The 20,595-nt window shown below is 62.1% G+C and carries 27 protein-coding genes; 8 read left to right on the top strand and 19 right to left on the bottom strand.

Annotated features, from left to right (window positions below; genetic code table 11):
* Positions 1-2: 2 nt before the first annotated feature.
* From grxD to purL, 4 genes are all read right to left on the bottom strand, one after another.
* Positions 3-338, bottom strand: coding sequence for a Grx4 family monothiol glutaredoxin (gene grxD, locus AC0V7N_RS25855; RefSeq protein WP_095201472.1), 336 nt, complete (start codon positions 336-338; stop codon positions 3-5).
* A gap of 151 nt (positions 339-489) precedes the next feature.
* On the bottom strand, positions 490-723 hold the full coding sequence (locus tag AC0V7N_RS25850) for a BolA/IbaG family iron-sulfur metabolism protein (RefSeq protein ID WP_010909092.1): 234 nt from the start codon (positions 721-723) through the stop codon (positions 490-492).
* A gap of 115 nt (positions 724-838) precedes the next feature.
* Positions 839-1,363, bottom strand: a complete 525-nt coding sequence (locus tag AC0V7N_RS25845; RefSeq protein WP_475451090.1) for a hypothetical protein — start codon at positions 1,361-1,363, stop codon at positions 839-841.
* On the bottom strand, positions 1,360-3,591 hold the full coding sequence (gene purL / locus AC0V7N_RS25840) for a phosphoribosylformylglycinamidine synthase subunit PurL (protein ID WP_475451089.1): 2,232 nt from the start codon (positions 3,589-3,591) through the stop codon (positions 1,360-1,362). The genes AC0V7N_RS25845 and purL overlap by 4 nt, the downstream gene beginning before the upstream one ends.
* Before the next feature lie 204 nt (positions 3,592-3,795).
* Here purL and AC0V7N_RS25835 point away from each other — a divergent pair, with 204 nt between their 5' ends.
* Positions 3,796-3,960, top strand: a complete 165-nt coding sequence (locus AC0V7N_RS25835) for a hypothetical protein (RefSeq protein ID WP_475451088.1) — start codon at positions 3,796-3,798, stop codon at positions 3,958-3,960.
* A gap of 16 nt (positions 3,961-3,976) precedes the next feature.
* Here the strand turns inward: AC0V7N_RS25835 and AC0V7N_RS25830 are convergent, their stop codons facing one another.
* Complete coding sequence (locus tag AC0V7N_RS25830) at positions 3,977-5,389, bottom strand: aminotransferase-like domain-containing protein (RefSeq protein ID WP_475451087.1); 1,413 nt, start codon at positions 5,387-5,389, stop codon at positions 3,977-3,979.
* Positions 5,390-5,483: 94 nt separating this feature from the next.
* Between AC0V7N_RS25830 and AC0V7N_RS25825 the strand changes: the two genes are divergently transcribed.
* Positions 5,484-5,735, top strand: coding sequence for a DUF1127 domain-containing protein (locus AC0V7N_RS25825; protein ID WP_475460489.1), 252 nt, complete (start codon positions 5,484-5,486; stop codon positions 5,733-5,735).
* Positions 5,736-5,744: 9 nt separating this feature from the next.
* Here AC0V7N_RS25825 and AC0V7N_RS25820 read toward each other — a convergent pair whose 3' ends face one another.
* The 7 genes from AC0V7N_RS25820 to purC form a co-directional block, all read right to left on the bottom strand.
* On the bottom strand, positions 5,745-6,386 hold the full coding sequence (locus AC0V7N_RS25820) for a Pr6Pr family membrane protein (protein ID WP_475451086.1): 642 nt from the start codon (positions 6,384-6,386) through the stop codon (positions 5,745-5,747).
* Positions 6,387-6,388: 2 nt separating this feature from the next.
* Positions 6,389-6,796, bottom strand: a complete 408-nt coding sequence (locus tag AC0V7N_RS25815) for a hypothetical protein (protein WP_496627360.1) — start codon at positions 6,794-6,796, stop codon at positions 6,389-6,391.
* Positions 6,793-7,458: a glutathione S-transferase N-terminal domain-containing protein gene (locus AC0V7N_RS25810; protein ID WP_496627359.1), complete on the bottom strand. Its 666-nt coding sequence runs from the start codon at positions 7,456-7,458 to the stop codon at positions 6,793-6,795. The genes AC0V7N_RS25815 and AC0V7N_RS25810 overlap by 4 nt, the downstream gene beginning before the upstream one ends.
* 70 nt (positions 7,459-7,528) lie before the next feature.
* Positions 7,529-8,197: a phosphoribosylformylglycinamidine synthase subunit PurQ gene (gene purQ / locus AC0V7N_RS25805; RefSeq protein WP_032930048.1), complete on the bottom strand. Its 669-nt coding sequence runs from the start codon at positions 8,195-8,197 to the stop codon at positions 7,529-7,531.
* Complete coding sequence (locus AC0V7N_RS25800) at positions 8,194-8,448, bottom strand: hypothetical protein (RefSeq protein ID WP_027046507.1); 255 nt, start codon at positions 8,446-8,448, stop codon at positions 8,194-8,196. The genes purQ and AC0V7N_RS25800 overlap by 4 nt, the downstream gene beginning before the upstream one ends.
* An 18-nt stretch (positions 8,449-8,466) precedes the next feature.
* A complete protein-coding gene (gene purS / locus AC0V7N_RS25795; protein ID WP_475460487.1) occupies positions 8,467-8,709 on the bottom strand; it encodes a phosphoribosylformylglycinamidine synthase subunit PurS in 243 nt (80 codons plus the stop codon).
* Between the two features lie 44 nt (positions 8,710-8,753).
* Positions 8,754-9,548: a phosphoribosylaminoimidazolesuccinocarboxamide synthase gene (purC, locus tag AC0V7N_RS25790; RefSeq protein WP_027028673.1), complete on the bottom strand. Its 795-nt coding sequence runs from the start codon at positions 9,546-9,548 to the stop codon at positions 8,754-8,756.
* Positions 9,549-9,824: 276 nt separating this feature from the next.
* Between purC and AC0V7N_RS25785 the strand changes: the two genes are divergently transcribed.
* Both AC0V7N_RS25785 and AC0V7N_RS25780 read left to right on the top strand, forming a co-directional pair.
* The gene (locus AC0V7N_RS25785) at positions 9,825-10,145 is read left to right on the top strand and encodes a DUF1476 domain-containing protein (protein WP_183458649.1); all 321 of its coding nucleotides are present in this window, start codon (positions 9,825-9,827) and stop codon (positions 10,143-10,145) included.
* Between the two features lie 209 nt (positions 10,146-10,354).
* Positions 10,355-11,128: an HpcH/HpaI aldolase family protein gene (locus tag AC0V7N_RS25780; protein WP_475451083.1), complete on the top strand. Its 774-nt coding sequence runs from the start codon at positions 10,355-10,357 to the stop codon at positions 11,126-11,128.
* A 12-nt stretch (positions 11,129-11,140) separates the two neighbouring features.
* Here the strand turns inward: AC0V7N_RS25780 and AC0V7N_RS25775 are convergent, their stop codons facing one another.
* Entirely contained in the window at positions 11,141-11,695 is a 555-nt protein-coding gene (locus AC0V7N_RS25775) for an RBBP9/YdeN family alpha/beta hydrolase (RefSeq protein ID WP_475451082.1), read from the bottom strand.
* A 243-nt stretch (positions 11,696-11,938) separates the two neighbouring features.
* Here AC0V7N_RS25775 and AC0V7N_RS25770 point away from each other — a divergent pair, with 243 nt between their 5' ends.
* The gene (locus tag AC0V7N_RS25770) at positions 11,939-12,748 is read left to right on the top strand and encodes a VOC family protein (RefSeq protein WP_475451081.1); all 810 of its coding nucleotides are present in this window, start codon (positions 11,939-11,941) and stop codon (positions 12,746-12,748) included.
* A gap of 44 nt (positions 12,749-12,792) precedes the next feature.
* On the opposite strand, the gene AC0V7N_RS25765 is transcribed toward AC0V7N_RS25770, so the two are convergent.
* From AC0V7N_RS25765 to AC0V7N_RS25750, 4 genes are all read right to left on the bottom strand, one after another.
* Entirely contained in the window at positions 12,793-13,641 is an 849-nt protein-coding gene (locus tag AC0V7N_RS25765) for a hypothetical protein (protein WP_475451080.1), read from the bottom strand.
* Entirely contained in the window at positions 13,628-14,941 is a 1,314-nt protein-coding gene (purB, locus tag AC0V7N_RS25760) for an adenylosuccinate lyase (RefSeq protein WP_496627358.1), read from the bottom strand. Before purB ends, AC0V7N_RS25765 begins: the two co-directional genes overlap by 14 nt.
* A gap of 156 nt (positions 14,942-15,097) precedes the next feature.
* The gene (locus AC0V7N_RS25755; protein WP_475451079.1) at positions 15,098-15,622 is read right to left on the bottom strand and encodes a hypothetical protein; all 525 of its coding nucleotides are present in this window, start codon (positions 15,620-15,622) and stop codon (positions 15,098-15,100) included.
* Entirely contained in the window at positions 15,619-16,341 is a 723-nt protein-coding gene (locus tag AC0V7N_RS25750) for a DUF2259 domain-containing protein (protein ID WP_475451078.1), read from the bottom strand. Before AC0V7N_RS25750 ends, AC0V7N_RS25755 begins: the two co-directional genes overlap by 4 nt.
* Before the next feature lie 132 nt (positions 16,342-16,473).
* Here AC0V7N_RS25750 and AC0V7N_RS25745 point away from each other — a divergent pair, with 132 nt between their 5' ends.
* Positions 16,474-16,728, top strand: coding sequence for a DUF2171 domain-containing protein (locus AC0V7N_RS25745; protein ID WP_475451077.1), 255 nt, complete (start codon positions 16,474-16,476; stop codon positions 16,726-16,728).
* A gap of 116 nt (positions 16,729-16,844) precedes the next feature.
* On the opposite strand, the gene AC0V7N_RS25740 is transcribed toward AC0V7N_RS25745, so the two are convergent.
* The gene (locus tag AC0V7N_RS25740; protein ID WP_475451076.1) at positions 16,845-17,867 is read right to left on the bottom strand and encodes a P1 family peptidase; all 1,023 of its coding nucleotides are present in this window, start codon (positions 17,865-17,867) and stop codon (positions 16,845-16,847) included.
* 16 nt (positions 17,868-17,883) lie between these two features.
* A complete protein-coding gene (locus AC0V7N_RS25735; protein WP_475451075.1) occupies positions 17,884-18,957 on the bottom strand; it encodes a branched-chain amino acid ABC transporter substrate-binding protein in 1,074 nt (357 codons plus the stop codon).
* A gap of 179 nt (positions 18,958-19,136) precedes the next feature.
* Between AC0V7N_RS25735 and AC0V7N_RS25730 the strand changes: the two genes are divergently transcribed.
* Positions 19,137-19,664 carry a flavin reductase gene (locus AC0V7N_RS25730; protein ID WP_475451074.1) on the top strand — a complete coding sequence of 176 codons (528 nt, stop codon included), beginning with the start codon at positions 19,137-19,139 and terminating at the stop codon, positions 19,662-19,664.
* Positions 19,661-20,590 (top strand): AAA family ATPase, encoded by a 930-nt coding sequence (locus tag AC0V7N_RS25725; RefSeq protein ID WP_475451073.1) that lies wholly within the window; start codon positions 19,661-19,663, stop codon positions 20,588-20,590. The genes AC0V7N_RS25730 and AC0V7N_RS25725 overlap by 4 nt, the downstream gene beginning before the upstream one ends.
* Positions 20,591-20,595 lie beyond the last annotated feature (5 nt).

Below are 20,595 nucleotides of genomic sequence, written 5' to 3'. Positions count from 1 at the left end.
AATTAGGCAGTGGCTTTGACGCTCACGCCCTTTTCGACGAGGAAGGTCTGCAACTCGCCGGCCTGGAACATCTCGCGGATAATGTCGCAGCCGCCAACGAACTCGCCCTTGACGTAGAGCTGGGGGATCGTCGGCCAGTTGGAATAGTCCTTGATGCCCTGGCGCAGCTCTGCAGAGTCCAGGACATTCACGCCTTTGTAGTCGGCGCCGATATAGTCGAGGATCTGGACGACCTGGCCGGAAAAACCGCACTGCGGGAAACCGGGCGTGCCTTTCATGAAAAGCACGACGTCGTTGCCCTTCACTTCATTGTCGATGTAGTCGTTGATACCGCTCATGGAATATCCTTTCACGCCTGTGGGAGTCAGGCTCAAAGCATGTCCTTCAAATAAACCCATAGATTGCCCGAAACAAGACATTAGCCGCGCTATGGCCGAAATGGCGCAAAGGATGGGCCGTATTGGGCCAAGCGGTATCGGCTGGAACGGCCTAGTCGGGAACGCTGGTCTGCAGCGCAAGTGCGTGCAGCACGCCACCCATATTGCCCTTCAGCGCGTCATAGACCATCTGGTGCTGCTGGACGCGGCTTTTTCCGCGAAAGCTCTCGGCCACGACTTCGGCTGCATAATGGTCGCCATCGCCGGCGAGGTCGCGGATCGTCACCTTGGCGTCCGGAATGCCGTCCTTGATCAGTTTTTCGATGTCGTGGGCATCCATTGCCATGGCAGAATTCCTGTTTCGGGCGGGCGGCAACGCCCGTGCGATGAGAGTCGGGTAAACCTAAAGCCTTTCCGGCCGCGATTGAAGCCGTTCCGCACAGCACCGGCGCGATTGTCGCCTACGACGCACTGTCGTCCGGACGGACCGCATCGGCTGCGGGGTCGTCTTCGCGCATCGAGAAGGCGCGGCCAAGGCTGAAGACCAGCACGTAGAGCGGGACGTTGACCGCCAGGTTGACGATCGGCAGATAGCTGGTCATCCGCCAGGCTGGCGAGAAGAACGGTTGGCCGTAACCATCGCAGGCCAGCGAAGAGCCATACTCCCACAGGGCTCCCAGGATGGCTGCAACGGCGAAAAGCTTGATGCAGGTGACGACCCGGCCTGTCCTTGCGGGTTCCGGCAAAAGCCGGCTCCAAAGCACGAGGCAGACGATCGGAACAGCATAGATGAGGTTCTGCAGAACCAGCATCGGCAGCGTACCATTGGCCGAAGCCAGGAACTGCTCACGCCTTTCCAGTAGCGGGCAAACCTCGCTCGAGGTCGTCGACAGCAGGAAGAAGACGAACGGCCCGAGGAACCAGAAGAAGAACAGCGACGGCCAGAAGACGACTGCAAGCAGCGCCCGGACGGCCAGTGTGCTCAACTGGCCTGGTCCATGAAGCGGGGGAACCAGCCTTCATGCGCGGCGGTCAAGTTGCTGACCGGGATCGCCCTGGCGTCGCCGAGCTCCAGCGTGTTGCCACCGGTCGAGCCGATCCACGGTGCGAAAATGCCGAGTTCGCCCTGCTGCTTGCGGATGGCGTCCCATTCGTCGCCATGGGCATCGATCGACAGCGTCAGGAGATAGCGGCCCTGATCCTCGCCGAACCAGACCGGGATCGGATCGGTGCCGACAAGCCCGGGAACGCTTGCGCCGATGCCCGACGCCATCGCCATTTCGGCCAAGGCGACAGCAATGCCGCCGTCGGAAACGTCATGCGCCGCGGTGACGATGCCGGACGCGATCAGCGAACGCACATGGTCGCCAACGCGCTTCTCATGCGCGAGGTCGACCGGCGGCGGCGGGCCGTCGGTGCGGCCATGGATGTCTCTGAAGTAGACGGACTGGCCAAGATGTGTGCCCCAGGACGCAGGAGCGCCAACCAGCAGGATCATCTGGCCCTCAGCCGCAAAGCCGGTGCGCACCATCTTCGACCAATCGGCGATCAGGCCGACGCCGCCAATCGTCGGTGTCGGCAGGATGCCCTGGCCATTGGTCTCGTTGTAGAGCGAGACATTACCGGAAACGATCGGGAAGCCGAGCGCGCGGCAGGCATCGCCGATGCCTTTCACCGCGCCGACCAGCTGGCCCATGATCTCGGGCCGTTCCGGGTTGCCGAAATTGAGGTTGTCGGTGGCGGCCAGCGGCAGCGCGCCGGTGGCGGTCAGGTTGCGCCAGCATTCGGCCACCGCCTGCTTGCCGCCCTCATAGGGATCGGCCTCGCAATAGCGCGGCGTCACGTCTGAGGAAAAGGCGAGCGCCTTGGTCGCATGGCCTTCCACCCGCACCACGCCGGCATCGCCGCCGGGAAGCTGCAGCGAATTGCCCTGGATCAGCGTGTCATACTGCTCCCAGACCCAGCGGCGCGACGACAGGTCCGGTCCGCCGAGCAGCTTCAGCAGCGCATCGGCGACATCGGCCTGCGGAACGTCATTGGCGGCAAGCGGCGCCGGCTTCTTTGGCTCGATCCACGGCCGGTCGTATTCTGGCGCCTTGTCGCCGAGATCCTTGATCGGCAGATCGGCGACCTGATCACCCTGATGCAGCACGCGAAAACGCAGATCATCGGTGGTCTTGCCGACGATGGCGAAGTCGAGGCCCCATTTGTGGAAGATCGCCTCGGCTTCCTTTTCCTTCTCGGGGCGCAGCACCATCAGCATGCGTTCCTGGCTTTCCGACAGCATCATCTCGTAGGCGCTCATGCGCTCCTCGCGCACCGGCACCTTGTCGAGATCGAGCTCGATGCCGAGGTCGCCCTTGGCGCCCATCTCGACCGCCGAGCAGGTGAGGCCGGCCGCACCCATGTCCTGGATGGCGATGACGGCGCCCGAAGCCATCAGCTCGAGGCAGGCTTCCAGCAGGCATTTCTCGGTGAAGGGGTCGCCGACCTGCACGGTCGGGCGCTTCTCGTCGATCTTGTCGTCGAATTCGGCCGACGCCATGGTGGCGCCACCGACGCCGTCGCGGCCGGTCTTGGCGCCGAGATAGACGACCGGCAGGCCGACGCCCTTGGCTTCCGACAGGAAGATGGCATCGGTCTTGGCGAGGCCCGCGGCAAAGGCGTTGACCAGGATGTTGCCGTTGTAGCGGGCGTCGAAATTGACCTCGCCGCCGACCGTCGGGACACCAAACGCGTTGCCGTAGCCGCCGACGCCGGAAACCACGCCGCTGACCAGATGCCGGGTCTTGGGGTGGTCCGGCGCGCCGAAGCGCAGCGCGTTCATCGCCGCTATCGGCCGCGCGCCCATGGTGAAGACGTCGCGCAAAATGCCGCCGACGCCGGTCGCCGCGCCCTGGTAAGGCTCGATGTAGGAGGGGTGGTTGTGGCTCTCCATCTTGAAGACGACGCAGTCGCCGTCACCAATGTCGACCACGCCGGCATTCTCGCCCGGCCCCTGGATGACCTGTGGCCCGGTGGTGGGCAGCGTGCGCAGCCACTTCTTGGAGGATTTGTAGGAACAGTGCTCGTTCCACATCGCCGAGAAGATGCCGAGTTCGGTAAAGCTCGGCTCGCGTCCGACGAGGTCGAGGATGCGCTGATATTCGTCGGGCTTCAGCCCGTGCGCGGCAATGAGCTCTGGGGTGATCGGCACGGAATTGGAAATGGTCATGGGCGGCGATTTATGTCCATGGAGCGGGGATTTTGAGTCCCCTCATATCGCAAGCTTTGCGGCCGATACACCCGTTGATCGTGGAAAAAAGACAGAAGGCAACAAGGTGATGACCGGGACGGCCTTCACAGTGTGGAATGCAAAGCCGAATGGAACGCTACGATGTGCCGGCCGTTAGGTCTCAACCACTCAGGAGACCGGACCATGGCTACCAAGCAAGGCAAGAAAGACAATCGCCTCTCGGACAAGGAGGCTATGCATATTGCCGAGACCACCGACGTTTCGCCCGGGCAGGCCAAGGAACTGGCTGAAAAGCTCGGCAAGGACAAGGCCAGGAAGGAAGCCAGCAACTTCAAGGCCGAAGGCTGATCCGGACTAAGCTCTCTCAGGAGAAGCTGTCGTAGCCGGCGCGGCCCTCATCGAGGAGGCGCCGAAGCACTGCAACGCCGTCAGCGACATCGCCGCGCTGCCGCGGCTGCGAAACGCCGAAGCGGATGCCGTGAAAGACCTGCTCGGAGCGGCCGGCCTTGAACTCGTCCTCGTCGTCGATCAGCACGCCGTGTTCCAGGCAGGCATGCTTGAAGGTGCCGGAAAGCCACGGGTCGGGCAAAGTCAGCCAGACAAAGGGCACCTTGTCGTGCGACTTGAACGCGAAGCCGGCCAAGGTCTCGCGCACGATCGCGATGCGGGCGCTGATTTCGGCGATGCTGCGCTTGCGGATATCGCTGGCCCGACCGGAAAGCACCAGCCGGGCATTCACCTCCGCCAGCAGGAAGGGCATGCCGCCGGTCATCATCTTGTGGGCGACACGGATACGGTGGCGATAGGCAGGCGGGCAGGAGAGCCAGCCGCCGCGCATGCCGGCCGCGACCGACTTTGATAGGCCGCCGGCAACGATGGTTCTCTCCGGAGCATATTCGGCGAGCAATGGTGTCGGGTCATCGGTCAGGTGGCCATAAAGATCGTCTTCGATCAGAATGACATTGTATTCACGCGCGACCCGCGCGATCGCCTCGCGGCGCGCCGGCGACAAGGTCACCAGCGTCGGATTCTTGGCCGTCGGCATCAGGAAGATCATTCTGGGATGCTTTTGCGCGCAGACGCGCTCGAAATCGGCCGGGTCGAGACCTTCCTCGTCCGATGCCACCAGCGCCGTGCGCCGGCCGATCAGCCCGGCGCTGCGGGAGATCTGCGAATAGGTGAGGTGCTCGAAGGCAACATAATCGCCGGGCGTAGTGAGTGCCGCGATCGCCGCCATCACCGCGGCATGAGTGCCGAGCGTCGGAACGATGCTGTCGGCGGCCGGGCGGAAGGCGTTGCGCGACAGCCAGCGGGCGCCGGCTTCGTACCAGCGGCTTGGAAAATCGCGCGTATAGCTTGAAATCTCGTGAGGATGATCCTGCGCGGTACGCGACAACACATCGGCGACATCAGTGCCCTGACCGACATCGGGCGCCGCCGTGCTGTCGAAACGCAGCTTGTCCTGCGGCGCATCGACGGTGCGCGTGCCTTCCACACTGACGTCGGGCGCCTCCGGCTTCACGCCGTCGGCGCGCTGGCCAAGCACATAGGTTCCCCGCCCGACCTCACCGCTCACCAGCCCGCGCTCGCGCAGCAATTGATAGGCCCGGCCGACCGTGCCGACGGTGGTGCCGATGTCGTAGGCGAGGTCGCGCTGCGGTGGCAGTTTTGTTCCGGCACCGATCACGCCCCGGTCGATGCCCGCTTCAACGGAATCCGCAAGGCGTTGATAGAGCGGCCCGGCGCCGGCGGTCAAATCTGGAAGCCAATTTGTCATGGTGACAATTTTCTATATTGCACCGGAATATGAGTCAATACATATCAATCATGCACCAAAAGGGGTGCAATTGATACTTTTTGGCAGAAAGAAAATGGATACAATCGCGACAATCCGTCATTCAAGAGCCGCGTTTCCAAGCGAAACGCTACCCCCGTCAGGTCGTAGCGGCTTTGTCGGCCGTCTGGTGTGGGTGGTCATCTCGCTGGCGAAATGGATCGACCATTTGCTGGAGCGCCGGCGCGGTCGCCTGGCATTGCTGGAAATGACCGACGATCAGCTCAAGGACATCGGCGTCTCGCGCTGCGATGCCCACCGTGAGGGTATCAGACCCATCTGGGAATAGAGGCCGATCTTAACGGACCCGTTTGGTCCCGCGATGGCCGATGCCGCGATCGATAAAAACGGCAACGATGCAGATCACCAGGAACAGCGCCGTGATGGCCAGCGCCGCATCGGCGACACTGGCTGCGCCGTTCTTGGCGACGTCGAGGAAGGGGTAGGGCACCTCGCCGGCAAACGGCGCCCGTGCCAGCGCATAGGCCAGATAGGCGATTGGATAGAGCATCCACCAGGATATGTCGCTCCATCTCGTTTTGCCGTCGGCGCCTGCTATCAGCCACCACAGCACGAACAGAACCGGCGTTACGTAGTGCAGCAGCACGTCGCAGAGCAGGAACAGGCCTTGCGGCTGCCAGAGCCGTGCCAGAACCGTGGCATAGACGATGAAGACCAGGGTTATCGAAACCGCAACACCCGCGCGCATCCGGGACCCGGCGAAGGCCGGCAGCCACGCATAGAAGCTGGGTGACAGCAGGGATGTGTAGACCAGCACGGCGCCAATGTTGGTCAGGATGGTGAAGAAGCTGAAGTAGAAGACGATCGAGCCGAGCAGGCTGCGGCCGGCTTCCATCGACGCCGGGATGGTAATACAGAACTGCAGGACGAGGCCGGCCAGACCGATGGCCAGACCCACCACCTGCAGGAAGCGGCCCATGGTCAGGCGGTCGCGGCGCAGGCCGGATTGCCGGCTTGCCAGCGGGCAATGTCCGAGCCGATGCGCGCGCCGAGCGGATCGTTCATCAGCGGCCCGAAAGCGTCGACGCGGCTCGAATTGCCTTGCGCCTGCACGACCAGCAACGGCTTGCCGCCATAGTGCTTGGCCGGCACCAAAAGGAAGCGCGGCGTGCCGCTGAACGAGTTCAGCTCATTGGCCATCTGATATTGCTTGAAGGCTGGGTCCTTGCTGGCGATCCAGCATTTGTGTGCGGCGATTGCCACCTGTTCCATGGCCAGCAGCGCCGCGCTCTTGCCCGAAGGCACAGGCGTGCTCTTCGGGGTCGATCGGCACGACGCCAGGGCAAAGCCTGCCACGGCAACCAGGGCGATCGTCTTGCTCTTGATCAAGCGGCACCCATCTCGAGTTCGGACAGAAAGATTTTCAGGCCGTCGGTCATCTCGCCCCACACCCGCGACAATGCTGGATGCTGCGAAGCGATCTGCTCATAGGCGTCGAATTTGGGATAGGCGTCGAGCAGGTCGTGGCGGCCTGTCATGGCGCGGAAATTGTTGAAGATGAACCGGGTCGGCGTCAGCCACGCATCGGCGAAACTGATGTCGTCGCCGAGCGCGAAGGGACCTTGCGCCATGCGCGCCTCGATCGCCGCCAGCCCGTGATGCAGGCGGGCGAATTGGGCGTCGATCTCGGCATTGTCGCGCTTCGGCTCGAAATGCAGCTCGAAAAGTTTCATCGTCGGCGTCAGCACGTCGAGATCGGTGATGCGGGCGAACATGCGCACCAGCGCGCGATCCTTGGAATCGGGCGGCAGCAGCGCCGGCTCCGGAAACCGCTCCTCGAGATATTCGGCGATGACAACCGATTCGACGATGGTTTCGCCCGAGCCGGTGATCAATACCGGAATCCGGTTCATCGGCGAGATGGCGCGAAACGCTTCGGGGATTGGAAAACCCGGCGGCGGCGCGATGATCTTGAGCGGCACGTCCTTGATATAGGCCAGCGCCCGCACGATCGACGAGTAGGGCGACAACGGCCGCGAATAGAGTTTCATGACCGTCTCTCTCCCCAGAGCAATGGACGTGATGTCCTTGTAAATTTTACTGCATTTGCGGCTGAAATCGTCAAGCGGCGATGCCGAGCGCGCCTTCGAAGAGGGCGCGACCGTCGCTGCCACCGTGGGCGGCTTCGATCAGGTTTTCAGGATGCGGCATCAGGCCGAGCACATTGCCTTGTTCGTTGATGATGCCGGCAATGTCATTGATCGAGCCATTGGGGTTGGTGCCCTCGGCATAGCGGAACACCACCTGGCCTTCGCCTTCGAGGCGGGCAAGGGTTTCGGCGTCGGCGAAGTAATTGCCGTCATGGTGCGCCACCGGCGAGCGGATGATCTGGCCCGGCTGATAGCGGCGGGTGAACATGGTGTTGGCGTTGGTGATCTCAAGCTTGATCTGCCGGCAGACGAACTTCAGCGACGTGTTGCGCATCAGCGCCCCCGGCAGCAGGCCGGCCTCGACCAGGATCTGAAACCCATTACAGACGCCGATGACGGTCACGCCCTTGGCGGCCTTTTCGGCGACGGCCCGCATCACCGGCATGCGCGCGGCGATCGCGCCGCAGCGCAGATAGTCGCCGAAGGAGAAGCCGCCCGGAATGGCGATCAGGTCGACATCCGGAATTTCGGTGTCGGTCTGCCAGACGGTGACCGGCGGTTTTCCCGAAATCTTGGTCAGCGCCGCGATCATGTCGCGGTCACGGTTGAGGCCAGGCAGGAGGACGACGGCTGATTTCATTTTGGTTCGTAAGGCCTCTGGGCTTCGGCTAGTTCACGCAGGTCGAGACGTCTGTCTATGCGTTCGAGGCGCTCGTCTTGTCTGGCGAGAATGCCATAAACGTTGTGGATATCGCTTTGCGTGGCCACCATGTGACCCCGCATCACATTCAATTCCCGTTTCGTCTCGGAGACATCCTGACGAAGCTCACCGATTTCGTGATGCACGCGCTTCAGAAGCTCGAACATCAGCTCATTCGTGACTTCCGACATAGTGCCTCCGACACAACCTCAGGTAAGTGTCACACTATAATTCTCAATCACCGTATTCGCCAGCAGCTTGTCGCACATGGCTTTCAGGTCGGCCTCGGCCTTGGTCGTGTCGCTCTCGGACAGTTCGACGTCAAACACCTTGCCCTGCCGCACCGCGCCGACGCCGCCGAAGCCCAGGCCGGACAGCGCGTGCTCAATCGCCTTGCCTTGCGGGTCGAGAACACCGTTCTTGAGGGTGACGGTAATGCGGGCCTTGATCACGCTGGACATGCTCCTGTTCTAAAGTATCGGGTAGCAAGCCGCGATCAGTGCGGCTTGCCTTTGACGCCGTCGGTCGAGGCGACCAGCACCGGACCGGTGGGGCGGGGCGGCTCATTCTCATTCATGATGCCGAGGCGGCGGGCGACTTCCTGATAGGCTTCGACGAGGCCGCCCATGTCGCGGCGGAAACGGTCCTTGTCGAGCTTGTCCTGCGTCGCCACGTCCCACAGACGGCACGAATCCGGTGAAATCTCGTCGGCGACGACAATGCGCATCATGTCGCCTTCGAATAGGCGGCCGCATTCGATCTTGAAGTCGACAAGCTGGATGCCGACACCCATGAACAAGCCGGAGAGGAAGTCGTTGACGCGGATGGCGAGTGCCATGACGTCGTCGATCTCCTGCGGGCTGGCCCAGCCGAAGGCGGTGATATGCTCTTCCGACACCATCGGATCGTCGAGCGCGTCGGCCTTGTAATAGAATTCGATGATCGAGCGCGGCAGAACGGTGCCTTCCTCGATGCCGAGGCGCTTCGACAGCGAGCCGGCGGCGACGTTGCGCACGACCACTTCGAGCGGGATGATCTCGACTTCCTTGATCAGCTGCTCGCGCATATTGAGCCGGCGGATGAAGTGGGTCGGGATGCCCATGCGGTTCAGATGGTTGAAAATGTACTCGGAAATGCGGTTGTTGAGCACACCCTTGCCGTCGATGACCTCGTGTTTCTTCTTGTTGAACGCGGTTGCATCGTCCTTGAAGAACTGGATCAGCGTACCGGGTTCCGGTCCCTCATAGAGGATCTTGGCCTTGCCTTCATAAATGCGGCGGCGATTTTTCATCTGAATTTTTCTCTGGATTTGCGGGCAGGCGGCAAGCGACCAGTTCCTGTCCGTCTGCCTAAATTAGTGCGGCGACGGTTGGCGTTCAATGCCGGGTCTATCCCAATCACACCGTTTGCTCAATCGGCAAATCCTTCCAATCAACCGCTTTCGGGACTGAAATGCCGCAGCGCAGCATATGACGAAGCGTATTGACCGGCTCGCGACCTTTTGGTTTGTGCTTTGGCAACACACATATCACCTGCCAACGAATCGGATTTGACCCGGAGGGACGCCATGAGCAGCATGAAAGACCGTGAAGAGGGCTTCGAGCGCAAATTTGCTTTCGACGAGGAGCTTCGGTTCAAGGCCTCGGCACGCCGCAACAAGGCGCTCGGCCTGTGGGCCGCCGAAAAGCTCGGAAAGTCGGGCACTGATGCCGATGCCTACGCCAAGGAAGTCGTTGTTTCCGACATTGAGGAAGCCGGCGATCACGACGTGTTCCGCAAGATCCGCAAGGATTTCGATGCCGCCGGCGTTGAGCAGTCGGATCATCAGATCCGCCGCACCATGGACGAGCTGATGGCGCAGGCGATCGAGCAGATCAAGAACACCTGAGCAGTTCACGCTGGACCAATCGACCGCCCGGCCAAGCCGGGCGGTTTTCTTTGCCTTTGCCGTGGTTTTCGGCTGAAACTGCATTAGAGCGACGTGCGTCCTTACGGACGCACAAAGTACGCTCTAACGCTATTAGCGTTTCGCATCGTGCTTTCCGAAAATCGGATCGATTTTCGGGCCGATTCGATGTTAACGAGGAAAGAGATTAGATGTCCCTGAAGTCCCGCCTTGCCGCCGATGAAACGCTGATCACCGCTTGGTCGGGTGTGCCGGACGCCCTGACCGTCGAGATCCTCGCCAAACAAGGCTTCGATGCCATCACGCTCGACATGCAGCATGGTGGCCATCATGAGGACAGCGTGCTGCGCGGTCTCGTGCCGGTGCTTGCCGCAAACAAGCCGGCGCTGGTGCGCATCCCCGTCGGCCGCTTCGACATGGCAAGCCGGGCGCTCGATTTCGGCGCCGAGGCAGTCATCGCGCCGATGGTGAATTCGGTGGCCGACGCAAAGCTGTTCGCCGCGGCGATGAAATATCCGCCGCTCGGCGAGCGCTCGTGGGGTCCGACCTATGCCTTTCCGCGCCACGGCAAGGGTGATTATGCCGAATGGCTGCGCGACACCAATCAGCGCACCATGGCTTTTGCCATGGTCGAGACGCGTGCCGCGCTCGACGCGCTCGACGGCATTCTCGACACACCGGGCATTGACGGCATTTTCCTCGGCCCATCGGATTTCTCGATCGCCTGGAGCAACGGCACGGTCGTCAATTCGACGCTGGAAAGCATGATGGAGACGATAGCATCGGTCGCCGAGCGCACCCGCAAGGCGGGAAAACATGCCGCAATCTATGTCGTCGAACCGGCAATTGCCGGCCGTGTCGTGTCGATGGGCTACCGCCTGCTCGCCACCGGGTCCGAACATGCGCTGATTTCGCTGGGCGCAAAAACCCTGCTGAAGGGCATCAAGGACTCTATCGGCGCTTGACGCTGCGCGACGCTAGGCCTTCAGATCCGTCAGGAACTTGGCGAAGGTCATCGACCCCTCGGGCCAGGGGCCGAAGCCTGAATCCTGGTTGAGATGGCCGGTCTCGCCGGCATCGATGAACAGCGAACCCCAGGCGCCAGCGATGTCCTCGGCGACATCGAAAGCGCAGAACGGGTCGTTGCGGCTGGCGATCACGATCGACGGAAAAGGCAAGGGCTCGCGCGGATAGGGGCCGAAGGTCATCAGGTGCTTCGGCTTGAGCTTGGGATTGGCGACATCGGGCGGCGCCACGAAGAAAGCGCCGGCGACCGGCTTGACGAATTGCGGCATGGCCTGCACGGCCGCGGCGACACCAAGCGAATGCGCGACGATGACAACGGGCCGCTCGGCCTCGTTGACCGCCTTGGCCACGCTCGCCGTCCAGTCCTCGCGCACCGGCTTTGACCATTCCGCTTGCTCGACGCGGCGTGCTGTCGACAGTTTCGACTGCCAGCGGGTCTGCCAATGCTCAGGCCCCGAATTGGTGTAGCCCGGAACGATCAGGATATCTGCGTCTTTGACTTTCATGCCGCTGAGATAGCGAGCCCGATTGCCTCATGCAACCGTTGATGGGCACGCTCCTGCTCACAATGGTGAACACCATGTTCGCTTTTCGCTGTCTTGTGTGAACGATCGCGATAGACGATCTGTCGGCAGGAGAGAAACAGCCGTGGGGGCCGGATTTTGGCGCTGACACGACGTAAAATGATTGGCGGCGCCGGGCTCCTGGCTTTGGGAGCTTCATCAAGCGTTGCCGCAACGGAGACAATGATGAGCGAACTGCCATTTGCCGCCACCACGCCGGTGAGCGTTGCCCGCGTCGGCCTGAAGGCGCGCGACGCCGAAGGTCTTGCCGCCTATTATCGCAAGGTCGTTGGCCTGCAGGAGTTGAGCCGTGCCGACGGGGCGATCACCCTGGGTGCTGGTAGCCGCCCGCTGCTGGTCGTCGAGGCTGATCCTGCGGCCAAGCCCGACGATCCGCGCAGCGCCGGCCTGTTCCATACGGCTTTCCTGCTGCCCAGCCGGGCCGATCTCGGCCGCTGGATCAACCACGCCATATCAGACAAGATCGCCATCGAGGGCGCTTCCGACCATCTGGTCAGCGAGGCGCTGTACCTGACCGATCCCGAAGGCAATGGCATCGAGATCTATGCCGACCGCCGCCCGCAGGACTGGAAATGGAATGGCGACAAGATCGCCATGGCGACCGAGCGGCTGAACATTCCGTCCCTTGTCGCCTTGCCGGCCGGCGATGCCGGCTGGCAAGGCGCGCCGGAGAACAGCATCGTTGGCCATGTCCATCTGCGCGTCGGCAGGCCGGAAGAGGCAGAGGCCTGGTGGAACCAGGAATTCGGCTTCGACACGGTGGCCAGATATGGCGGCCAGGCGGTGTTCCTGTCGTCCGGCGGCTACCACCACCACATCGGCGCCAATGCCTGGCAGAGCGCCAGTGCAGGCCGCCGCGACCCGTCGCGCTCGGGCCTCGCCTGGGTCGAGATGCGTTCGGACAATGTGACCGGCGAAACGACCCGCGAGGATCCGTGGGGCACGGTGATCAGGACTGTTCCTGGAAAGGTGTGATAAGCGTTCCACTCTGGTCGAATAGAAGCCTGCGTAGAGGGCTATCAGGCAAACAGAATTAGTCGCTCATCGGGCAGGCTGCGTTGCTCGATGCACTTCTTTAGACACCTACCCAGAGTAGAACGAACGAATCGTGTTTCCTCGTAGAGGGAGCCGACCTTTGTGCTGGACCCATGTGCAACTCGTGACCGGATTTCATAGCTCTTTCTGAACCGATCATACTCTTGGGCGGGGTTATCATCCTCGGACAAATAGCGTGCTAGAAGGTAAGATATTCTAAAAGATAATTCGCTCGAGATCCCAAAAAGTGCTTCGATTCCTGTCCAGGCAATCAGAAGAGCGAAATTCGATTGCGGGATATGTTGGTAAGCATTGAGCGCCTGCATCGCGTTTTGGAAGCGTGGCTTCTCCATAAAATCGATGACCGTAGCTAAATTGTACTCGATCCACTTGGTGTCAACGACTTCAAAAGGTTTGACTTCATCAAAGTGTCTTGGCCTGCCCGGCAGAAAGTCAGAACTTATATCGAAGTCATTGCGCTCGTCGGACTTGGCTATCGCAGAACTCGTCAGGTAGCATGGACAATATAAACTAGCCGGCCTCAAAAACAGCATCGAAAACAAAATCCCGTGGACGAGATCGGCGTCGAATCCATCCTGCATATCGCCGGGTATTTGGATTTCAAAATCGCAAGTCGCCGGTGTCTCGGATGCTTGAATGTCTTTTAGAAGTCGCGATTTATCGATCTTCGTGCGCAAACCCTTGTTGTTGTTTCGTAGTATTTTAATTGCTGTTGACCAGCTCGGAATTTTCACGCGCGGCATAGTTATTTGGGCGGTGTCAAACGCCAAAGGTAGCCCCAGGACGGGTAGGTAAAAGTTAGTTTCGGTCATCCCCAAAAACCCGCCTGAAAATCGTGTCGACATGCTTGGTGTGGTAGCCCAGGTCGAATTTTTCGCGGATTTCCGCCTCGGGGAGCGCCGCCGTCACTTCCTTGTCGGCCAGAAGTTCCTCAAGAAAATCAGCGCCTTGCTCCCACACCCTCATGGCGTTGCGCTGCACCAGCCGATAGGAATCCTCGCGCGACAGGCCGGCCTGCGTCAGCGCCAGCATCACGCGCTGCGAATGCACCAGACCGCGGAACTTGTTCATGTTCTTCAGCATGTTCTCGGGATAGACGACCAGCTTGTCGATGACGCCGGTCAGCCGTGACAGCGCGAAATCCAACGTCACAGTGGCGTCCGGGCCGATCATGCGTTCGACCGAGGAGTGCGAAATGTCGCGCTCGTGCCAGAGCGCCACATCCTCCATCGCCGGCAGCGCCATGGAGCGCACCATGCGGGCAAGACCGGTGAGATTTTCCGTCAATACCGGATTGCGCTTGTGCGGCATCGCCGACGAGCCTTTCTGGCCCGGCGAAAAATACTCTTCCGCTTCCAGCACTTCGGTGCGCTGCAGATGCCGGATCTCGGTCGCCAGCCGCTCCATCGACGAGGCAATGACGCCAAGCGTGGCAAAGAACATGGCATGGCGGTCGCGCGGGATGACCTGCGTCGACACCGGTTCGGGCTTCAGCCCGAGCTTTGCCGCGACATGTTCCTCGACATAGGGGTCGATGTTGGCGAAGGTGCCGACCGCGCCTGAAATCGCGCAGGTGGCGATATCTTCCCGCGCGTGCACCAGTCGCTCGCGGCAGCGCGTGAACTCGGCATAGGCCTGCGCCAGCTTGATGCCGAAGGTCGTCGGCTCGGCATGGATGCCGTGGCTGCGGCCGATGGTGACGGTATCCTTGTGCTCGAAGGCGCGGCGCTTGAGCGCGGCAAGCAGGCCGTCGATGTCGGCGAGCAGGATGTCGCTGGCGCGGGTGAGCTGGACGGCAAAGCAGGTGTCGAGGACATCCGAAGACGTCATGCCCTGGTGGATGAAGCGCGCATCGGGTCCGACGAATTCGGCAAGATGGGTGAGGAAGGCGATCACGTCATGCTTGGTGACGCGCTCGATCTCGTCGATCTTCTCGACGTCGAATTTCGCGGCATTGCCCTTTTCCCAGATGGTTTTCGCAGCCGCTTTCGGGATGACGCCGAGCTCGGCCAGCGCGTCGCAGGCATGGGCCTCGATCTCGAACCAGATGCGAAACCGGGTTTCGGGCGACCAGATGGCGACCATTTCCGGCCGGGAATAGCGAGGGATCATCGGTCAGTCCTGATGTATCTAGAGCAATCCAGGAAAAGTGCGCAGCGGTTTTCCGTCCGGAATTGCGAAAAAGAGGAGTTAGAGCGGGGCGGCGGTTCTACCAAACGCTGACCCGCTCTGGGTTAGCCCGCGTCCTAACAGAGGCGGACAAAATGCTCAACGCTGTTGCCGCGCAAACCAAAGGCTTGTGGCAAGCAAGGCGATGAAACCAAGCGGGAAATAGAGCCGCATGCCCAGCACCACGAACTGGTAGAACGCCACCGCCATCGTGAAGACGAGCTGAAACCCCCAGGTGAGAGTGAAGACGGGTGCATGCCATTCGGCATAGTAGGACCGGTACTGCAAGGCATAGAGCCCGGCGGTCAGCCCGATCGTCGCGGCGGCAAGGCAAACCATTGTCGCGGCGAAGGCGACCTCCCGACCCCTTCCGAGCGAGACCAGCCGTGCCGCGAACAGGCCAACCGGAAAGGCCAGGCCGCCGCCGCCCGCAAACAGCAGCGATACGGTGCGAATCTTGTCCGGCGTCACCCAACTATCCAGCAACAGGTTGACGAGCGCACTGGCGCCCATCGTGGCGGCCCATAGCAAGGCGCCGAGAAGTGCCGTGCGCGGCGTCGGTATCGCGTTGTACAGGCGGCCAAGGGCACGGTTGCGCCTTGCGGGTTGAACAATGGGTGTCACAGGCGGCCGGTCACGGCGATCCAGCGGTAATCCGGCCCCTCGAAGCCGTATTGGCGCACCGCGATCAGCACCGCATAGGCGCTGAGGCTGTCCATGGAGAATGTCTGGACCGCACCGATGCGGTAGCCGTTCGGGCAGCCGCGGCTCTTGGGGATCGTCTTGTCCTCGTGCAGCAATTTGGCGGTGCCGCCATCCTGCGCCTCGATGCGCAGCAGCCGAAAGCCATTGATCTCGCCCTGGCTGTCGCAGCCCTCGGTGTTGTTCATGCCGAGCTCGTCCAGCCGGAACTCGAGCGGTTGGTCGACCGGAGAGAAGATCGGGCGCGGATTGACCACTATCCGGTGCGGGTCGGTGGAAAGCTCGGTCACCGGGTTGAAACCGGCGGTGATGCCGCGGTTGGCGCTCAACTCGGCCTGGCTGACAATGGCCTCGCCCTTTTGCCGGGCCTGAAGGCGGGCAGCGTCGAGCGTGGCATTCTCATCGTCGAGCCGGACCCTGACCGGTGTGCCCTTGAGAAAGCTGTCATTGCTGGTGTCGATGTAATAGCGGTTGGCATAGGGAAAGCCCGACCCGTCCTGGACACCGTATTCCTCGAAGGCGAAAACGCTGCCGTCCTTGGTGAAGCCAAGGATCTCAAGCTCGGCGACATCGCCGGCCTGGGCGATCGATGCCGCAAACTGTGCGGCCAGGGAAACGGCAAACAGGAAAAGCATTCGCATTGTTTCACTCCGGCAAGCCGCGATCGTTGCAATCCCTAGCACGGCCGAATCAAAACGTCGTGCGGGTCAAAAGCCGATGCATCCAATCGGCCCCTCATTTGTTATTGTCGGCAGTCCCAATGGAGAACCACCATGACCGACACCAGCAAAATTCGTGAGCATATGGAAGTCGTCGGCGCCGATGGCGTGCATGTCGGCATCGTCGACAAGGTCGACGGCCAGCGCATCAAGCTGACCAAGGCCGACAGCGGCGAGGGCGCTCACAAGGGCCATCACCACTACATTCCTCTGGCCCTGGTTGCCGAGGTTGACGGCAAGAAGGTGTGGCTGTCGGCGAACTCCGATGTCGCGGTGACCTTCGAGGAAGAAAAGTCCGATCCGGTCTGATCGATCGATCGAGCTGGAGCAATTCCAGGAAAAGTGTGAAGCGGTTTTCCGTCCGGAATTGCGTCAAAAACAAAGAGCTAGAGCGGTTCGCCGTTTCTGTGAAACGGCGACCCGCTCTAGCGGCGCGACGACCAGACCGGAAACAGATCGTTGTCGGCTGGCGTCGCGGCAAACACGCCGCGGCTGATGGCGCGTGCCATCGTGGCGCCGGCCGCGGCATAGAGGTGGATTGCCGCATCGGCTTCGAGCCGGATGCCGCTCGTTCCCGTCGCCAGCGCGAACACCAGATCGCCGTCGGCCGGCGTGTGCGTCGGCCAGATGGCGCGCACGAAGCCGTCATGCGCCGACATCGCCAGGCGTTTTGCCGCTGCCTTGGTGAGAACCGCATCCGTAGCAATAACGGCGATGGTGGTGTTGCCGCCGGTTTCCATCTGCCGGCCTGCCTGCCTGTCGCGGTATTTCAGCAAGATGCTCCTGGCATCGTCCGGCATCGGCGAGGGGTAGCCGAGCCCGCCGAATTCATCACCGATTTCGAATGGTGCCGCCCAGAAATAGCGGGTGCGGCTGACGGTCACCGATCCGGTCGGGTTGACGGCGGCCAGCGCGCCGATGGTGACGCCATTGTCCAAAAGCGTCGAGGCGGAGCCCAGGCCGCCCTTCAATCCCGCGGTCAGCGCACCGGTGCCGGCGCCGGCCGTGCCCATCTCGAAATCGATGGCGGCGGATTGCGCTGCCTCATAGCCGAGGTCGCGGTAGGGGGGATAACGGCCCCAGTCCTTGTCGCCGCCATTGCGCAGGTCGAACAGGATCGCCGCCGGCACGATCGGCACGCGAAAGCCGCCGACCTCCAGGCCGATGCCGCGCTCGCGCAACGCCGCCTGCACGCCGGACGCAGCATCGAGCCCGAAAGCCGAACCGCCCGACAGCACCACCGCATGGATCGCCTCGACCGAATTGTGCGGTTCGAGCAGGTCCGTCTCGCGCGTGCCCGGCGCGCCGCCGAGGATCTGGACGCCGGCCACCGCCGGTTCGTCGCACAGCACTGTCGTCACGCCGGACTTCAGCCTGGCATCGGAAGCATTGCCGACGCGCAGACCGGCAACGTCGGTGATCAGGTTGCGCGGACCGGTGCGGAACATCAGTTGCTTTCCAACATCAGTTGCCATCCAGGGGCACGAAGCGTGTGCCGTCGAAGCGGAAGACGCGGTAAGGGCTCTGGCTGAGGTCGCCTTTGGCGTCGAAGCGGACAGGCCCGATGGCGGTGGTGAAATCCTGCCCGGTCAGCGCCTCGGTCAGTGGCTTGCCCGAGGTTTCGGCCAAACCTGACGCCGCCTTGGCGATCTCGACCGCCGCATAGGCCGGCAGTGTATAGCCGTCGGGCACGATCTTTTGCGCGGAGAAGTTTTCAAGCACTTTTGCGTCGGCGACATCGGCCCATTCGGGCGGCGCGATCATCAGCGTGCCCGTGGCATAGGGCACGTCCCCGGGCGGCGTGCGCAGATTTTCGCCGCCGGCAAAGGTGATGCCGGCCTGCAGCTGGCCGGCATCGCGGCCCATGATGGCAATGTCGTCGCCGTCGCCGCCGGCAAAGACATGCGTCGCGCCGGCCTTTTTCAACCGGCCGACCAGGCCGATCTGGTTGTCGAGCTGCGGCCTGAACGTGTCGACGAAGACGGGTTTCAGCGCCGCTTGCTCGGCCGCCGCGCGAAATGTCTCGGCCATCTCGCGGCCATAGATGGTGCCGTCATCGATGATGGCGAACAGCTCGTTCTGCCACAGGCGGGTGAGGGTGGAGGCAACGGCGTTGCGCTCGTCGTCGCCGCGCGGCCCCAGGCGATAGACGGGCCAGCCGGTCTTGGCGCGGCGGTCGGTGAGGCTTTCGGTGCGCACGCCGACCGTGATGACCGGGATGTTGGCGTCCTTGAGGATCGGCATCGCCGCCTCAATGGCATCGGTGCAGAGGAAGCCGACGACGACATTGACCTTGGCCGCGGCGAAATCCCTGGCCGCCGCGGCACCGCCATCGGCGGTACAGGCGTCATCCACGGTCTTGAGTTCGATGCCATTCGCTTGCGCCGCCAGACTGGTGCCGGCCTCGACCTGCTTGCCGAGAATTGCCGATGGTCCGGACAAGGGCGCGGCGACGCCGACCAGCAGCGTCTGCGCGTTCGCGCTGTTGGCCACGAACAGCCAGACCAGCGCCGCTATTGTTCTTGTCCCAGGTCGCATTCGAGCGATGGAGTCCTCCGTGCCGGCTTTACGCTTTGGCACTATTTGCCGCCAAGACCTAAAGGCTGCCCGGCCTTGGTGCAACACGCGAATTTGGGGATATGGGCCAAGCACTTCGCTTGTGGCGTGTCATGTCTGGCCATATATGTCAGGACGATACTGGCCATGGAATATTCCCGGTGCTGAAGAAGAACGATATTGGGCCGCAGGCCTATCGCGACGCGATGAGCCATTTTGCCGGCCACGTCCATGTGGTCACCACCGACGGGCCCGCCGGCAAGCGCGGCACGACGGTGATTGCCGCCTGTTCGGTATCGGACACGCCGCCGACCATTCTGGTCTGTCTCAACCGTGAAAATGCCAAGAATGAGCTGTTCGTGCAAAACGGCCGGTTCGCCCTGAACACGCTGGCCTCGCATCAGGAGCCGCTGTCGATCGGCTTTTCCGGCATCACCGGCCTGCCGCTTGAAGAGCGTTTCGCACTCGGTGAGTGGGATGTGATTTCCACCGGTGCACCGACGCTGAAGGGCGCACTCGCCGTGTTCGACTGCGAATTGATCGACACCAAGGACCTGGCCACCCATCGTGTGCTTTTTGGCAAGGTGACAGGCCTGCGTATGGGCGATAATTTGCGGCCGCTGATCTACCACGCCCGCGGCTATCACGTCCTGGACAGCGGAGCGGCGGCGTTCACGGAGAAAGAATGACCGAACTGAAACCGCGCCCCGTGCCACGGACGATCGACGAGACGCTCGATCTCCTGACCGGCGCGGATTATGTGGCGGACCGGTCGCTGGCGACCGTGCTTTTCCTGTCGCTGCGCATGAACCGCCCCTTGTTCCTCGAGGGCGAAGCCGGTGTCGGCAAGACAGAGATCGCCAAGGTGTTGGCTGGCGCGCTTGGCCGCCGGCTGATCCGCCTGCAGTGCTATGAGGGGCTCGACGTTTCCTCCGCCGTCTACGAGTGGAATTATGCCGCGCAGATGATCGAGATCCGGATGGAGGAGGCGGCCGGCAAGGTCGACCGCTCCGCCATGGAGCGCAACGTCTTCTCTGAAAAATATCTGATCCGCCGCCCGGTGCTCGATGCTCTGACCGGCAAGACGGGGGCAGCCCCGGTCTTCCTGATCGACGAGCTTGACCGCACCGACGAAGCCTTCGAAGCCTTCCTGCTCGAAATCCTGTCCGACTTCCAGGTGACGGTGCCCGAGCTCGGCACCATCAAGGCCGAAGAACCGCCGATCGTCATCATCACCACCAACCGCACCCGTGAGATCCACGATGCGCTGAAGCGGCGCTGCCTCTACCACTGGGTCGATTATCCCAATGCCGAGCGCGAATTGGAGATCGTTCGCCGCAAGGTGCCGCAGGCCAACCAGCGGCTTTCGGCTGAGGTGGTTTCCTTCATCCAGAAGCTGCGCCAGATCGAGCTGTTCAAGGTGCCGGGCGTTGCCGAGACCATCGACTGGGCCGGCGCGCTGACCGAGCTTGACAAGGTGGCGCTCGATCCCGAAACCGTGTCCGACACGATCGGCGTGCTGTTGAAATACCAGGACGATATTGCCCGCATCGGTGCGGGCGAGGGCCGGCGCATCCTCGACGAGGTCAAGGCCGAGCTCGCGGCGGCGCAGTAGCGGCC

The sequence above is a fragment of the Mesorhizobium kamtschaticum genome (assembly GCF_056174585.1).
The sequence above is the reverse complement of the archived record's forward strand: the minus strand, read 5'-3'. Positions and strand labels throughout refer to the sequence as shown.

Excerpts from the sequence above, each read along its gene's own strand:
- grxD (WP_095201472.1), bottom strand. The coding sequence starts at position 338 with ATGAGCGGTATCAACGACTACATCGACAATGAAGTGAAGGGCAACGAC.
- AC0V7N_RS25850 (WP_010909092.1), bottom strand. The coding sequence starts at position 723 with ATGGCAATGGATGCCCACGACATCGAAAAACTGATCAAGGACGGCATT.
- purL (WP_475451089.1), bottom strand. The coding sequence starts at position 3,591 with ATGACCATTTCCAATTCCGTGCCGATCACCCCAGAGCTCATTGCCGCG.
- AC0V7N_RS25835 (WP_475451088.1), top strand. The coding sequence starts at position 3,796 with ATGGCTACCAAGCAAGGCAAGAAAGACAATCGCCTCTCGGACAAGGAG.
- AC0V7N_RS25830 (WP_475451087.1), bottom strand. The coding sequence starts at position 5,389 with ATGACAAATTGGCTTCCAGATTTGACCGCCGGCGCCGGGCCGCTCTAT.
- AC0V7N_RS25825 (WP_475460489.1), top strand. The coding sequence starts at position 5,484 with ATGGATACAATCGCGACAATCCGTCATTCAAGAGCCGCGTTTCCAAGC.
- AC0V7N_RS25820 (WP_475451086.1), bottom strand. The coding sequence starts at position 6,386 with ATGGGCCGCTTCCTGCAGGTGGTGGGTCTGGCCATCGGTCTGGCCGGC.
- AC0V7N_RS25810 (WP_496627359.1), bottom strand. The coding sequence starts at position 7,458 with ATGAAACTCTATTCGCGGCCGTTGTCGCCCTACTCGTCGATCGTGCGG.
- purQ (WP_032930048.1), bottom strand. The coding sequence starts at position 8,197 with ATGAAATCAGCCGTCGTCCTCCTGCCTGGCCTCAACCGTGACCGCGAC.
- AC0V7N_RS25800 (WP_027046507.1), bottom strand. The coding sequence starts at position 8,448 with ATGTCGGAAGTCACGAATGAGCTGATGTTCGAGCTTCTGAAGCGCGTG.
- purC (WP_027028673.1), bottom strand. The coding sequence starts at position 9,548 with ATGAAAAATCGCCGCCGCATTTATGAAGGCAAGGCCAAGATCCTCTAT.
- AC0V7N_RS25785 (WP_183458649.1), top strand. The coding sequence starts at position 9,825 with ATGAGCAGCATGAAAGACCGTGAAGAGGGCTTCGAGCGCAAATTTGCT.
- AC0V7N_RS25780 (WP_475451083.1), top strand. The coding sequence starts at position 10,355 with ATGTCCCTGAAGTCCCGCCTTGCCGCCGATGAAACGCTGATCACCGCT.
- AC0V7N_RS25775 (WP_475451082.1), bottom strand. The coding sequence starts at position 11,695 with ATGAAAGTCAAAGACGCAGATATCCTGATCGTTCCGGGCTACACCAAT.
- AC0V7N_RS25770 (WP_475451081.1), top strand. The coding sequence starts at position 11,939 with ATGAGCGAACTGCCATTTGCCGCCACCACGCCGGTGAGCGTTGCCCGC.
- AC0V7N_RS25765 (WP_475451080.1), bottom strand. The coding sequence starts at position 13,641 with ATGACCGAAACTAACTTTTACCTACCCGTCCTGGGGCTACCTTTGGCG.
- purB (WP_496627358.1), bottom strand. The coding sequence starts at position 14,941 with ATGATCCCTCGCTATTCCCGGCCGGAAATGGTCGCCATCTGGTCGCCC.
- AC0V7N_RS25750 (WP_475451078.1), bottom strand. The coding sequence starts at position 16,341 with ATGCGAATGCTTTTCCTGTTTGCCGTTTCCCTGGCCGCACAGTTTGCG.
- AC0V7N_RS25745 (WP_475451077.1), top strand. The coding sequence starts at position 16,474 with ATGACCGACACCAGCAAAATTCGTGAGCATATGGAAGTCGTCGGCGCC.
- AC0V7N_RS25740 (WP_475451076.1), bottom strand. The coding sequence starts at position 17,867 with ATGTTCCGCACCGGTCCGCGCAACCTGATCACCGACGTTGCCGGTCTG.
- AC0V7N_RS25735 (WP_475451075.1), bottom strand. The coding sequence starts at position 18,957 with ATGCGACCTGGGACAAGAACAATAGCGGCGCTGGTCTGGCTGTTCGTG.
- AC0V7N_RS25725 (WP_475451073.1), top strand. The coding sequence starts at position 19,661 with ATGACCGAACTGAAACCGCGCCCCGTGCCACGGACGATCGACGAGACG.